This is a genomic window from Porphyromonas pogonae, assembly GCF_036320655.1.
Lineage (GTDB): Bacteria > Bacteroidota > Bacteroidia > Bacteroidales > Porphyromonadaceae > Porphyromonas > Porphyromonas pogonae.
The window spans coordinates 607,657-622,096 of record NZ_CP143258.1; the positions used below are offsets into that span (position 1 = coordinate 607,657).

At 38.2% G+C, this 14,440-nt stretch carries 9 protein-coding genes; 5 read left to right on the plus strand and 4 right to left on the minus strand.

The window, feature by feature from the left end; all coding sequences use genetic code 11:
• Positions 1–21: 21 nt before the first annotated feature.
• From VYJ22_RS02410 to VYJ22_RS02425, 4 genes are read right to left on the minus strand one after another with little or no spacing between them, the layout of a single operon-like run.
• On the minus strand, positions 22–654 hold the full coding sequence (locus VYJ22_RS02410) for a hypothetical protein (protein ID WP_329904834.1): 633 nt from the start codon (positions 652–654) through the stop codon (positions 22–24).
• Positions 654–2,984 (minus strand): TonB-dependent receptor, encoded by a 2,331-nt coding sequence (locus VYJ22_RS02415; protein ID WP_329904835.1) that lies wholly within the window; start codon positions 2,982–2,984, stop codon positions 654–656. Before VYJ22_RS02415 ends, VYJ22_RS02410 begins: the two co-directional genes overlap by 1 nt.
• Positions 2,974–4,668 carry a glycosyltransferase family 2 protein gene (locus VYJ22_RS02420; RefSeq protein WP_329904837.1) on the minus strand — a complete coding sequence of 565 codons (1,695 nt, stop codon included), beginning with the start codon at positions 4,666–4,668 and terminating at the stop codon, positions 2,974–2,976. Before VYJ22_RS02420 ends, VYJ22_RS02415 begins: the two co-directional genes overlap by 11 nt.
• Entirely contained in the window at positions 4,656–6,143 is a 1,488-nt protein-coding gene (locus tag VYJ22_RS02425; protein ID WP_329904839.1) for a radical SAM/SPASM domain-containing protein, read from the minus strand. The genes VYJ22_RS02420 and VYJ22_RS02425 overlap by 13 nt, the downstream gene beginning before the upstream one ends.
• A gap of 435 nt (positions 6,144–6,578) precedes the next feature.
• On the opposite strand from VYJ22_RS02425, the gene VYJ22_RS02430 reads away from it, so the two are divergent.
• From VYJ22_RS02430 to VYJ22_RS02450, 5 genes are all read left to right on the plus strand, one after another.
• Positions 6,579–7,886 (plus strand): IS5 family transposase, encoded by a 1,308-nt coding sequence (locus tag VYJ22_RS02430; RefSeq protein WP_329903374.1) that lies wholly within the window; start codon positions 6,579–6,581, stop codon positions 7,884–7,886.
• 1,752 nt (positions 7,887–9,638) lie between these two features.
• Positions 9,639–9,962 carry a DUF3467 domain-containing protein gene (locus VYJ22_RS02435; protein ID WP_329904840.1) on the plus strand — a complete coding sequence of 108 codons (324 nt, stop codon included), beginning with the start codon at positions 9,639–9,641 and terminating at the stop codon, positions 9,960–9,962.
• Between the two features lie 36 nt (positions 9,963–9,998).
• Complete coding sequence (locus VYJ22_RS02440) at positions 9,999–11,138, plus strand: 4-phosphoerythronate dehydrogenase (RefSeq protein ID WP_329904841.1); 1,140 nt, start codon at positions 9,999–10,001, stop codon at positions 11,136–11,138.
• Positions 11,128–11,904: an SDR family NAD(P)-dependent oxidoreductase gene (locus tag VYJ22_RS02445; RefSeq protein WP_329904842.1), complete on the plus strand. Its 777-nt coding sequence runs from the start codon at positions 11,128–11,130 to the stop codon at positions 11,902–11,904. Before VYJ22_RS02440 ends, VYJ22_RS02445 begins: the two co-directional genes overlap by 11 nt.
• A 76-nt stretch (positions 11,905–11,980) precedes the next feature.
• Positions 11,981–14,404, plus strand: a complete 2,424-nt coding sequence (locus VYJ22_RS02450; RefSeq protein ID WP_329904843.1) for a trypsin-like peptidase domain-containing protein — start codon at positions 11,981–11,983, stop codon at positions 14,402–14,404.
• The last annotated feature ends 36 nt before the right edge of the window (positions 14,405–14,440 follow it).

Genomic DNA, 14,440 nt, shown 5'->3' on the forward strand with positions numbered 1-14,440 from the left:
GAGTATATTATTAATGTGATTTTAACGTGGATATGGGTCTATATTTTTCCGGTTTAATTTTAGAACAACTCTTCTCTTATATGGATAAATATACCGCTTGAGATCATGTAGCTCATCCTTTAATAACCCAATATGAAGGAGTCGCTCTATTAAATAGAAAACATGATGAGCTGTAAGGAGACACACTCTCTCGCTTTTTACTGATTCAGACAACCAGTCAATAAAGAATATGATATACTGTGCGATGGTCAACTCTTTAAGATTATCACAGTCTTGAATATTTAGATTTTTACACCTTAAATAAAGATAATAACCAACACCACAGATCCCATTTCCAAGTGATGTTCCAGTAAGCAATCTTTTGTCAACTATTTTCATCGCAATAGAATCCAGTTCATAAATTAGTGGCATAAAATCATTATCTAGAATACCATCATTGAATAGCAATAAGATTCCACAGCCGATACCAATAATACCATCATCGTAATTTAATTTCTGAAAAATACATGGAGTCTGTAATAAATTGCGTAGTTGTGATTTACATTCTTCAACCTTTGGGGAGATGTTAGATGAACTAAAGCATAATGTTTCGACAATATCTCTCATTTGTCCTTTATTGCTCATCCCTAACGAATTATATGCTTGCATAGCCATTACTTAAGTGTTCCACTATCAGAGTCCGAATTGTAAATATATCTATCGCTTGCTTCGAATCGCTTACCTGAGTGCAAGCTGATAGATAACGAGAGATAAAAGGTGTTTCGGAAACTATCATTGAAACTACGAATTGAGGTATTGTAGCTATCTGCTAGATACTCCTTTTTACTTGTGAATCTACTCGCATTAGTCATATAACCAAGTCCAATCTTATAATTGTGCTTTCGATAATCTATTCCTATATTAATGAGACCATTCCCTCTATAAAAAGATTCACCATTGAGGTTTGCTTGGTCTGAACGGTAGTTAGCCCAATACTTCAAATTTTTATGATTGTATGAAATGCTGGTATCATAGGAAAATGCTGTTCGTTTGTGGTTGTAAGTCTGAGACTTTGTTTGCATCAGGCGGAGTCCGCAACCTACTCCAACATTAAGTTTGCTATCAAGTAAAGAGCTTGATAGCCCGAAGTTAATATGGAATTGGTGATATTTGTCGGCATTGATAAGTTGTCGAATAATTTTATCGCCTTCTCCTTTATAGCTCTCCATAATGCTACCACTAGCGTAAGAGTCAAAAAGGCTGAGTGACAGCTTGTACCGCTTGGGTGAGTATGTAAAGCCCAACTGATTAATGAACTGATTATATGGTTTAAGGCTTGGGTTACCTCTGTGTATCACATAGCTACTTACCGGATACTCTATCATATTACTCTCCCCTGTCGAGAATTTCTGAACCCTTACGCTACCGGAGTACCTAACCTGAAGACTTCTGCTTAGGAGTAGAGACAGATTTAGCTGTGGTGTAATAAAATGTGATCTATTGAGGGCTGTATGCTCCTGTTTTTGTATATATAGAGTGTAGCCAAGTCCAAGGCTATAGACGAGCTTATTGTATACTCCCTTCCATTGAGCATAGGTGTAGGTATTATAATTCTTTAGCTCAATTTCTCTAGCGAGGGTCGTTGTATTCGTGAGTTCATTACGATTTGTTCCCATTGAGTAATTAATCCCAGTAATCAACTGGCCACTCTTGAGTGAAGTTTGCCAGAAAACATCCCCAATAACCGAATATCTACTTCCGTCAACGGCTGTAGAAATTTCATTTCTAAGATGCTCCTCATAACGCTCTCGCAGTTTATTTGAGGACGAGGAGGTAAAGGCGTTACCAACTATGTTTACGGCAAATATATTTTTGTTGAATAACCTCTGATAATACAAATCAAAGGAAGGCTTTAGCTCCCTATATCGTCGCTCTTGATTATTGGATAGTGTTATAGGTCGTTGGACATCATTCATTCTTTCTAACATCATCACCCTTTCATTGGATTTCTCTTTCCAGTAATCATATGAGACCTTCATCAAGAAGAATGTTTTGTCTAGGTCTGTATAGTTATAATGTAATGTGACTGTTGCGTAATCCTCCTTGAAGCTCGAAGGAATTCCTCTAATTTCTCTGCTTATTATTTTATCACTCGGGAACCGATAGTACTCTTTCCCCTCTGAATAACTTTTGGCATACTGATGTACTGTCCCTGATACACTCACCCCCAACTCAGATTTCCTCCAGTTATACGACATGTCTCCATAAATATCTCCCCAAAGAGTGTGGAAGGTATTTCGAGAATCCCATGTTACTGCGATTCCGTGTATAGGCTCTTTAAGGATAATATCTATTACAGCTTCTGCATCACCATACCTCATTGAGGGGAAATCGTGATACTCAACTCTTTTTATTTGGTAGGGTGCTATCCTTAGATAATCTTTTTGGCTTGCAGGTGTCCCATTAATACGGACTAAAAGTTTCCCTTGTCGAGAAGTGCTGATACGATTCTGTGAAGGATCTATGTATAGACCCTGTATCATCATATTACCTAACACATCAATAGCATTACTTGCTCCCTTAAGTTGCGGAGTAGTTGGATAGAGGACTTGTTTGTCAATATGAGTCGTGCTTGAGAAAGGAGCCTCAATGACTACTTCTTCTAGGATTGAGGTCCTTGTCTTTACGATAATTTCTCCTAAATTGAGTGTTTCTCTAATGTGATTCAGATTTAGCTTGATAGTCTCAATAGCTACAGTCGCAATAAATAATTCATAGCTCCGACCTTGTACTACACTAAATTTGAAATTTCCGAGCGAGTCAGTTATCTGAATGTCGGTTCTTTTGCTTTCGTCTAGGGATATGAGACGGATAGGAATTTGTGCAATCCCTATATGCTCTCCCTTTGTAGATTTAAGTCGTCCAGTAATGAACAAATTCTGTGCGGAGACGGAATATAGAGAAGTCAAGAACATAATCAAAAATAATAAGCACTTAGAGTTCATAACTAAATTTTTTACTATAATTACCAATTGTTTCATACTCAAAAAATCTTAGCTCAGATATACCTACACCTGCTAGACCATCAAGCCCCAAAGTGTATTTCGTTATGTCGAGGGGAGACGGAGTGTAAAAATAGGAAATATCAAATAAAGATGGTTTCACTTCAATAAAGTCTTCAATGTTTATTAAATAAAAAAAGAATGTTCTAATTGATTGATACTCTGAAATAAAATGGGCTATATAGCCTCTCAGATCCAGAGAAATGGGTTTTTCTTTCTCTATAAAAAGTCTGCATTCAAGGTATAATCCAATTGCATCTCTTAGGGTGATATTGTCACTTAACTGGTCTTTTAAGATATTATTTAATAGTACATCGTCAATAAGCTCTATAAACTTTTCCATATCTATATCTAGTAAATGATATGTATTAACATACACCAAAAACCATCCCATTTCAAACAATAAAACCTCATTGGATTTTATCATATTTAGAATTTCTTTAATTGTCTGGGTTGAATATGTCTCTGCAATCTGCTGAATAATAGAGCTTTGTTTTACTCTAGCATAAATGAGTAGATATAGTATACACCCCAAACGCCCTGAAAGCAAACCTAGTTCTCCAATATTGTGATAATTAGATATTATTCTTGATGTAATAGACTCGAGCTGTGATGCAGTATCTTGTCGTCCGCATTCAATGAGAAAGGCACGTGTGTTCATATCAATAATCTGCTCTATTGATTTTCCTCCTTTACTAAGATAAATATTTCGTTCTCTTTTTATCCAGTCTAAATTGTTATAAAACTCGAATAAAATAGATACTAAAATATCTTCGTCTGTAAAAGATTTAGCGGAGAGGTATCCTTTAATATAGGGACATGGCAGGAAAAGCAATGATAAAAATAGAGAATTATAGAGCTGACTTTGCTTACTTATAGCATATGGTGCTCTATTTCTGTATATATGCCCGATATATACATCCTCAATCATAACAGGAATTACTCCAGATAACCAAGCCTTAATACTTAAATAAGGCTCGTCAAGTCCATATTCTCTTAATCCATATACCCCACCCAATTTTTGCCAAATCTCCTTAGAGAAAGTGTATGTAGCCCCTAAAATACAAAGTAAGGGTATCTCTTGAGGTCTAATCTTGTAAGGATGGGCTAGAGATAGGATGCCTTGATGTTTGTAAAAACACCATCTAGGCTCAAACAAACGATCTAGCTCAATAAAATTGACGTATGCTCCATAAGATAAGTGATCCTCATCATGTTGAAGTATTTGATTCTTTTCATTTTTTCTTAAAACGACAGTTTGGGTGCAAATAAGCCGTCTAGAATCTTCCTCTAAATGCTTTAATAGGCGAGACAACCAATCACTTTGATAAAATCTCATATGGGCATCAAGAAGCATAACATACAGACATGAAGCCATCTCTACGCCAATATTGCGTGATGAAGCAACACCTAACCTTATGGGGTTTTTAACATATATAACATCATAAAAGCTACATACTATTTTATAATCATAACCGTCATTTGAAGCATCATCTATAACAATAACTTCTAATGCACCTTTGGCTGTATGGTTAAAAAGGCTATCGAACGTATTTTTGAGTTCATCTCCCTCATTGTGTAGTGTAATTATTACCGAGAGCTTTGTTGTTGTTTTTAGTCGTGGCATAATGATTGGTCGAATTGAGGAGCATATATGCAGCGGGGATCTGGGTAATCCCATCCGCTTTTTCCATAGGCTTTGATAATGTCTGCAATACACCTATTTCCATAGCTGAAGCAGTCTCTCCTAATTTCACATATAGAACAAGGGCTATTGCTAATAGTTTTATTAGGAATAAAATGATATAATTCTTTAGCTCTTGCAGAGTTCCAAACATCAAAGATCGAAGTCGTAGGTTCTGATAAGTCTCCTATTATAAACTCTGGGAGCCAATATAATTGTTCACATATAGTAACTTTGCCATCAGGAAGTACTATCATATTGGAAATATTTGCAGAACATCTAGCTCCTTTGAAGAACCGGCTTCCTTGATATTCTGTTCTGTATTTGCTGTCTTGGTCAGGAGACCAAAGTATATTGAGTCTACTATTAACTCTAGTTTGCTTAATCCATTCCACTATAGTAGTTATTGAATCCCTCTTTGATTTAATGAGGTCAAAATTGGCTCTTGAATACAGAGATCGGAATCCTACTCTGATTTCCCATCGCTCTAAGTTTTTAAGGGTTTCTAGGAATAATTTAAGCGATTCTAAATTTGGGATATTATCATTATAATTTGTCAATACAGTTGCTATTTGATAATGAACACCCATTTCATCCAGCAGTCTTATAGACTTAATTAATTTATCTGAATACAGAGATTCTACTTTTAACATGCTTTTTTGCGTATCAGAGTCAAGTGAATCTAAGGAAACTTGCACTCGGATTCCAAGAGTTTGGATAGTCTCAATATCTGGTTTTTTTAGGGGGTACTTAGTAGAGAGTAAGTCGGGCTTATAACCTTTTTCACAAAGAAAGGAAACCAATTCTTTCCAATTATAATAAGTGAAAATATCTCCACCAGTTAATATTAGATTTCCCACCCCAATATCAGCTGCTTCTTCTATGATTTCTTTGATGCGATAAAACGACATTTCCTTGTATTGAGTTTCCGTATCCGCATAGCAATATACACATTTTGTGAAGCATTTATTGGTAGGCATAATCACTATAGACAATGGAGCGTTGAATGGTCTGTCCCTTTTTAGATCAACTTCATCAAATATGAAACTTTTTAGTTCATACGATTGGGGAGACATAAAGGCTTTACTTTCAGGGATAATTAGACCTATAGGAAAGCCACTGATACCTTCTTTTAATCTAGAATGCAACGGGTTCTTAGCATAAATTAGATTGTTGATAAAATTGCTTATGGCTTTCTCCTCTATACCGATGAGTTGAGAGATTTTTCTATTAGCTTCATCAAGATTAATTGGAGCTGAAAATACAGATAATATCATCGCATATATAGGATGAATTACGGAAACCCATCCTATATTAATAGATATTGAAGATTCATAATTAACATTACCTTGAGCAATGATATAGCATCTCTTTGAATCGTTTCGAAGTTTATAGTAGTGGTTAAGTATGTATTTCATATGAATAATAATTAAAAAAATACACCAAGAGAAGCCATTCTGCTTCAATGAATTACTTCTCTTGGCTAATCTCCATATAAGGGAACTCCCATCCTTAAAAGGATTATATCGCCCTTGGATTTTATGGACCTACAGCACTCGTACACCAAGCACCTCCACTACAAAGCTCTTTTGCTCCAGCTCTTTTTTCTGCGCATACGTAGCTTTGGCAACCATCTTCAAGCAGATATCCTCCCTTAAGAGTTAGGAGCTGCTCGCTTGAGATCTTCCCTTCACCAAATAAATCAGTGAGTTTGATTTTTAGTTGTTCATTGTTATTTAGTCGCCCCTTAAAATCGTGTTTATTTTCTGATATACAGCAAATTGCACTCTTCTATTCTTTGATAAATCTGCAAGTTTTTGTATCTTTGGATATAGAAACTTGCAGATTTTTTTATGATACGCCCTACTCAAACAGTTCAATCTCTGTTCTCTTCGCTGGACGATTTGCTCAACCAGCAACATCCTCTGTATAAACTTTCCCATAAAATCGATTGGAAAAGGTTCGAAGAGGCTTTTTCTTCCTTGTATTGCCCTGACAATGGTCGTCCAGGTAAGCCTATTCGTTTAATGTGTGGTCTTTTAATTCTCAAGCATTTGCGCAATATTTCAGATGAATCTGTTGTAGAACAATGGAGTGAGAACGCTTATTTTCAATATTTTTGTGGCATGCAGGAGTTTACACCTTCCTTTCCCTGCAATGCCTCGGAACTGGTTCACTTCCGCAAACGTATCGGCGAAAGAGGGATAGAGCTTATTCTTGCAGAAAGTATTCGTGTGAATGATGACAAAAATGATAAGGATCACCACGATACCGCTTTTATAGACTCCACCGTGCAGGAAAAGAATGTGACCTATCCTACAGATGCCAAGTTGCATAAGAAGATAGTAGGCAAGGTTCTCAAAATCGCAAGGGCTCTCAATCTACCCATTCGTCAAAGCTATACTTTCGTATTGAAAAGAATTTATCGGGATCAACGTTTTCGCAACCATCCCAAGAACCGTAAGAAAGCTCTTAAAGCGGATAAACGGTTACGAACAATAGCGGGACGTTTGGTTCGGGAACTTAAACGAAACCTAGGTAGTAACAGGGAGTACGACAAACTCATTTCCCTCTTTGAAAGGATTCTTTCGCAACGGCGTAATTCCACTCAAAAGATTTATTCTCTTCATGAACCGGATGTTCAATGCATCAGTAAAGGTAAGGAGCACAAAAAATATGAGTTTGGAAACAAAGTCTCGATTATACGCTCCATGACGGGAGTGATTTTGGGAGCCTCTTCTTTCCGTAATGAGTACGACGGACATACCATAGAGCAAAGCCTCGATCAGGTGAAGAGACTCACGGGAGAAAGGATTAAGAAACTGGCCGGAGATAGAGGTTACCGTGGAAAAAAAGAAATAAACGGTACGCAGATATTGATTCCTGACACTCCAAAAGCTAAAGACAGTTATTATCAACGTAAAAAGAAGCATCGACTTTTCTGCAAGCGTGCAGGAATAGAACCAACTATCGGACATTTAAAATCAGATTATCGCTTGGGACGTAACTTTTACAAAGGGCTCTTCGGGGATGCTATCAATGTAATGTTAGCTGCAGCGGCATATAACTTCAAAAGAGCCATGAAGCTTCTTTTGTACCTAATAAACAAAATCAGCGAAACACTCCCAATGGAGAGGATTGCGCTGAAATGTGCTTTTTAAGGGACGACTATTTATTGTAATAGATTACCCATCATTTAAACTTTCAAGACTGATGGGAACACCTTTTATGTCTTTGCTTATCCTATACCTATTATTTGGGGGCCTATATTTTTTTATAATTATTGTAAAATCAAACAAACCTCCCTGTAGTTTTTCTCATGGTCCTCAAAACTGCATACCTCTGATGTTCAAAATCAAGGCATTTTTAAATAGAATGATGTTATTATATTATAGCGTGTTGAGCCCTCTTTATTAAACCATAATATTACATGGAAAATTCACTGTTGGATGCATAATTCCAGTATAAGTTACTACGTTATTATATCGTAAGCTATTTTAATTTTAACGGAATTTCTTATTTAAAACTTGTATATCAGGATAATGTAAAGTTTTAGACAAACTTATTTAAGCCTATATGTAATTAGAGTCCTTTATTCACAATATGAGATTGATTGCTAATTTAGTGATTATTAATTAATAACCAAAATAATTCATTATTTTCTTCTTTAGGCACATTCCAGTGTTAAGTACAACGGTATTATAAATTTAAGATAAAATATTTGAACGAGGATTCGGAATTCATTTTTTTGAGATCTATAGTTTAGGAAGCGTTCTATAAGTCTCGTTTGTTGAGGTATTATATTCTTGATTAAGGTATTTCAATGATCTCTTTCCCTGAGGTTAGGCTATTGATATTTTCAATCTTTCATTTTTGCATTTTTACTGTTAATTTAGATCCATTTCGGAGCCTCTCAATCACACTCCTCTGCTATGGATTTACGGGCAAACTTATACTTTGAGAAATATTCCAGTAAACAGCTCCTAAAAAATTGGTTTATTAACTGAATGGCAAAATAAAAACAGCTCGTCGACAATTACACTAAGCAAAAACTTGCATTTTGTTTTATTTATCCATCGTATATCTTATATTTATAGAATATCAAATAGTAGCATAAAACGCATATTTTGAAACATAAAATATGGTAATATGCACCAAGCCGTATCTTTATGATAACACTGTGTTTGGCTAAAATCCTCTTGGTATTTTTGTAACTAAGCCGCATTATTTTCTTAGTTACGTTACATTATTTTTCTAACTAAGAAACCGGAGTGACGTAGTTAGAAAAATATCATCATGTAGTTAGAAAAATAATAAAACTTAGTTAAGAAAAACACACATTACAGCACTGTAACAAAAAAGCCGTAAAGAGGGTGTTAGATCCTCTATACGGCTTTTGTCCATGATTGTAATGGATTTTTTATATTCTGACAAATTGATATTTCATCTCTTTCGATTTATTTTGACAAAATGTAAGCCAGAGTAAGTCTCAACGCTCATAGGGTGTGCTATAGAGCAAACCTCGGCAGAGGTGGCAGTATTGGGTATATAATTTGTTCGGGCTTTCATTGTCTTTTATATTCGCATTATTCTTATCCCTCAAAGATACAACATCAGTACCCCCTTTGTCAAGAGAGAAGGTCGTTTTTTTCAGAGAATTTATTATCCTTGTGCGTAAATTATGATGATGAAAAATAAAATTATTACTTCCCATTTTTATACATCTTGTGTTTTTTATTGTTGATATTTTATTGCTCAAAAGTACAAAGCTCCTCCAATTACTTTGATCGGTACGCTTTTGAGAGGTGAGCATCTAAAAAATAAGCGTTTTTAAGCGCTCAAATAGGGACTTTATAAGGCTAAATATTTATCTTTGAAAAAAATATATAACACTAATCCTAATTACGTTAATAATGGATAAAAATATAGACACAGAAAATCAGTCTTTTAATATTGAACTTCCCGATGACATAGCTCAAGGCATATATAGTAACTTAGCCATTGTGATGCATTCACAAAGCGAATTTGTAATGGATTTTGTGCGCATGATACCCGGAAAACCCTCGGCAAAAGTATTCAGCAGAATTATTATGACTCCCGACAATGTGAAGCGACTCATCAATACACTACAACAAAACGTCGTTGATTTCGAAGCTCAACATGGCAAGATAAATCTTGAAGAAGAACAAGGTGCAGCGGGAGTGATGAAGCCTCCGCACATCAAAGGAGAAGCCTAATTACAATCATTAACAACCTGTTTTGGTATTATTAATATGGTCAAGTTAGCAGTAGAAAGATCTGTACCTTATATCCGCCATGTAGCGGATCAATTAGCTGAAGTAACCTATCTGGATAAAGAGGAATTTACAAACGAAAACCTCAAAAGACATGGCTTTGAAGCCCTTATTATCAGGAGCATCAACCGATGCACGGCAGAGTTGCTGCAAGGCACAGCTGTAGAATTTATAGCAACGGCTACAGCCGGATATGACCATATCGACACCCAATACTGCAGGGAACATAACATCTACTGGACGAATTCTCCGGGCTGCAATGCCCTTGCTGTGGCTCAGTATGTGATGTGCAGTCTTTCCAGGCTATCAATGAGAGACGGCTTTTCACTCAGAAGCAAGAGGCTCGGTATAGTAGGAGTGGGTAATGTAGGCAAGCAAGTCAAAAGGCTGGCTTTGGCCATGGGTATGGAGGTTATGCTTTGTGATCCGCCCAGGGCAGAGCAGGAGGGTGATTCGGTTGAGGACTTTAGGGATCTGGATACACTGGCTTCTCAGTGTGATATCATTTCTTTTCACGTACCGCTTGAGAAAGGGGGCAAGTACCCTACTTATCATATGATAGGAAAAAGGTTCTTTGAAAGTTGTGCCAAGCAACCTATCGTCATAAATGCTTGTCGAGGAGCAGTGGGTGATACCCCTACGATATTCGATGCTAAGCGCAACAGGGTTATTACCAATCTTATCGTGGACTGCTGGGAAGGAGAACCTAACATCAGCAGAGAGCTTCTGCGTGTGGCTGATATAGCTACACCTCATATTGCGGGATTTTCTTCTGACGGCAAGGCCAACGGAGCTCGTATGTGTATGGATGCATTTTGTAAATATTTCTCCATCGATCCCGGAGATAAGCTCCGTGATATAACACCGGAGCCTCCGCTCAGTCCCAGAATAGACATGTCTATGGCTACAGGGTTTCGCATAGAAAGAGCTTTACTCTACACATTTGATCCTGTCCCTACCGATAGGGCTCTAAGATCAAGCTACCTTACTTTCGAGGAACTGCGCAAAGCTTATAAATATCCTCGTGAGATGAGCGCATATCAAGTAATAAATGCTTTACCTCAGGACAAAGAGATCTTGAAGAATCTCGATTTTAATATTATTGAAAATGAAAAATGATACAGCCCACCATACTCCCAAAGCCTCAGCAGATGCCTCAAAACTTACAATATTTATCATGGGGGCAACTTCAGGTATGGGCAAGGAGTTGGCTATAAGATATGCTGCCGAGGGTCACAAATTGGCTCTGTGTGGCAGACACACGGAGCAATTGCAGGATATTCAAAGCCTTTATCCCAACAACGTATATTTAAAAAAAATAGATATTACTCAACCCAATGCTGATACTCTCATCGAGGGTTTCATATCCGAGATGGGGGGCATTGATATTTACATTCACAGCTCCGGTGTGGGGTGGCAAAACAGAGACCTTGATCTGGACAAAGAATTGGCTACTGCCGCTGTCAATGTAGATGGTTTTATCCGCAGTGTGGGTACAGCTTTCCGCTATTTCCAGCAAAAAGGCTATGGTCACCTGGTGGCTATCACATCTATAGCTGCTTATAGAGGACTGGGTGTAGCTCCGGCTTATGCTTCGACTAAAGCTTTTCAGGCAAGGTATGTGCAGTCGCTCAAACAACTCTCGGCCATTCGCAACACCCCTATCAACATTACCGAGATAAAGCCGGGTTTTGTAGACACCCCTTTGCTCAAACAAGATAAATATCCTCTTATGATGGATAAGACTTTTGTAGCAGGTGAAATAACAAAAGCGATAAGAAAAAAACGTCGACACAAGATTATAGACAGACGTTACGTTTTCCTTGTACGCGCTTGGCAGCTCCTACCACGTTGTATATGGGAGAGGTGGCGACTTACCAATTAATGTAAACACCATTGTAAATATAAATTACCATTTAACTACTTTCTATTCTCATTTACCAATAAGATCTCATTTACACATGACAAATAATCAAACTTTACGTATATACCTGTTTTCAATATTACTTTTATTAGGAGGTCTGCCTACTGTTTATGCCCAATATACCGTAGGAGGTTTGCCTGCTTCATTGGCCGATAAAGGTGTAGGTGCCCGTGTCCAAACAAACCGAGGCTTATCCACGGTACCTGCCAGTGCCATCTATAAAATGGCATCTCTTGATACCATGCAAATAATAAAACAAGAGACAAACGCAGCCCTTGGTAACAATGCACGATTCAGAGTGCTCAACTTTGCGATAGATAGAGCTGTGAGCATCAGCCCATCAGGTATAGGTGAGATTTTTACAAACGATCAAGGAACGCGTATATGGCGCATGAAGATCAAGTCCAATGGCGCTTACAGCCTTGGCTTTAAGCTTGAGCGCTTCAGGATACCTCAAGGGGGTAAGCTCTTTTTTTACAATGAATATGGAGCAATACATGGAGCATACACGGAAGAGAATAACAACCCTGATATGCAGCTGCAGATATCTCCCATCGAAGGAGATGAGGTGACTATAGAATATAATTTTCCACAAGGTTATTCCCAAGCTACAGGTGCAGATGTGCCCTTTGTTATATCGCATGTATACCATGACTACAAAGGACTAAAGAGATTGTACAATGAATCTGTGTCAAGACTCGGAGGTAGCAATGTAGGTGAGCCTTGGTTTGAATTAGCAGGACTAAATTGTATCCCTAATGTGAAGAGTTTTCCGGAGACAGATAAACAAGCTCGCAGTGTAACCCTTATTATTGTCAATGGCACCACTGTGTGTTCAGGTGCCTTGATCAACAATCTCAGAAATGACGGTACACCTTATCTATTGACCGCCTCACATTGTGTCAATAATATATATAAGAATAAGGGGGATATGAACTATATCCACAATGCAGTGAAAACCATGGTTTTCTTTTTCGGGTTTCAGTCTCAAATTCCGGAAAAATATATTAGGGCTACTGAAGAACTTACGCTTTCAGGAGCTGAACTGGTAGCCTTGGATGAGACGTCTGATATGTGCTTGGTAAAGATAACCGGTGTACCCTCAACTAAGGGTGGGCTCAACAAATCTAAGATACCCGCTGAATACAATCCTTACTTTAGCGGATGGAATATAAGTACCGACGTCAAGGGCTCCCACTTCGGTATACATCATCCTTTGGCGTCGGTAAAAAGGTACTCCATGACTACAGCAACTTTGACTTTGGATGACTTTATTACAGAAGATCAAAATCGTATGATTAAATGGCACAAGCATCACTGGCTTATCAGTAAATGGGATATTGGTTGTACGGCGGGAGGATCTTCAGGATCTCCGCTTTTCGATCAAGACGGATTGATCATAGGAGCTCTCACCGGCGGAGCGTCTTCCTGCGCGAGCCCTGCCAACGATGCTTATTATGCTATATATACTGCATGGAACAAACGCACTGAAGCTCCCATGGAAAATCAGGTACTAAGTGCATGGCTTGATCCTGATCACTCCGGAGCGAAGCAGTGCAATGGCTTTGATCCTCTGGAGGGACATCCTTTAGTAAGACATAGCGGGGTGCTGGGCTCAGTGTATAATCAGGATATAGAAGCTGCTCTACCGGGAGAAGGAGTCAGGGGCATAGGCAATAGGTATGATCTTGATCCCGGCACTCGCATATTGGGCGCTTATGTCGTATTCAAAGGCAATCAAGTGATTGCCGGCAGTTTCCCTCAGCTCAAAGTAGCCCTGCGAGAAGTACAGCAAAACGGTGAGGTGGAAGGCTCCGCAGGGCAGTGGCACACAATAATGGGTTACCCCGGTTACTCGTCATACGATTTTAGTTCTTCGGGCTTCAATAAGAGACCTCGCACTATCTCTGCGGATTCTTTAGAGGTATTTATTCCCTTGAGAGATAATCAAGGTAAGTACATTGATATCAATCAGGGTGGTAAATATCAGTTGAGTGTGGAACTCAATGCCGGTAATAAATTTACACTCCCCGTCTTTCGTCTGAGAGATGGTTTTGCCCACCGCCGTATAGCTTATGTACAAGAAGCAGGAGGCAAGTGGATCAATGCATCTGAATACCCCAGTCATCCGTACGACGGTGCCTATTGGATAGACTTGGTTACCCAGTCTTCATTCGATCATGGCAAGGCTCCTACCGATACATCCATGTACGACTCCTATATTGTAAAGTGCGACGGGCGCAGGCTCATGATTCAATCGAAACGTCCTGCTTTGGGCAAGATAGAAGATCTTACAAAGCTCTCTGTCTATCATATGAGTGGCATCAGAGCTATCTATCTCAAGCTGGAAAGCTCTGTAACTTATATAGATTTGGCGAGCCGTTTACCACGTGGTGTATATATCGTACAGATAGAAGACTCACATGGCAAACACACAACAAAGGTGGAAGTAAGTCATTAAATTTGTACCTTTGCACGGCTCTGACTTGTTTCTGAA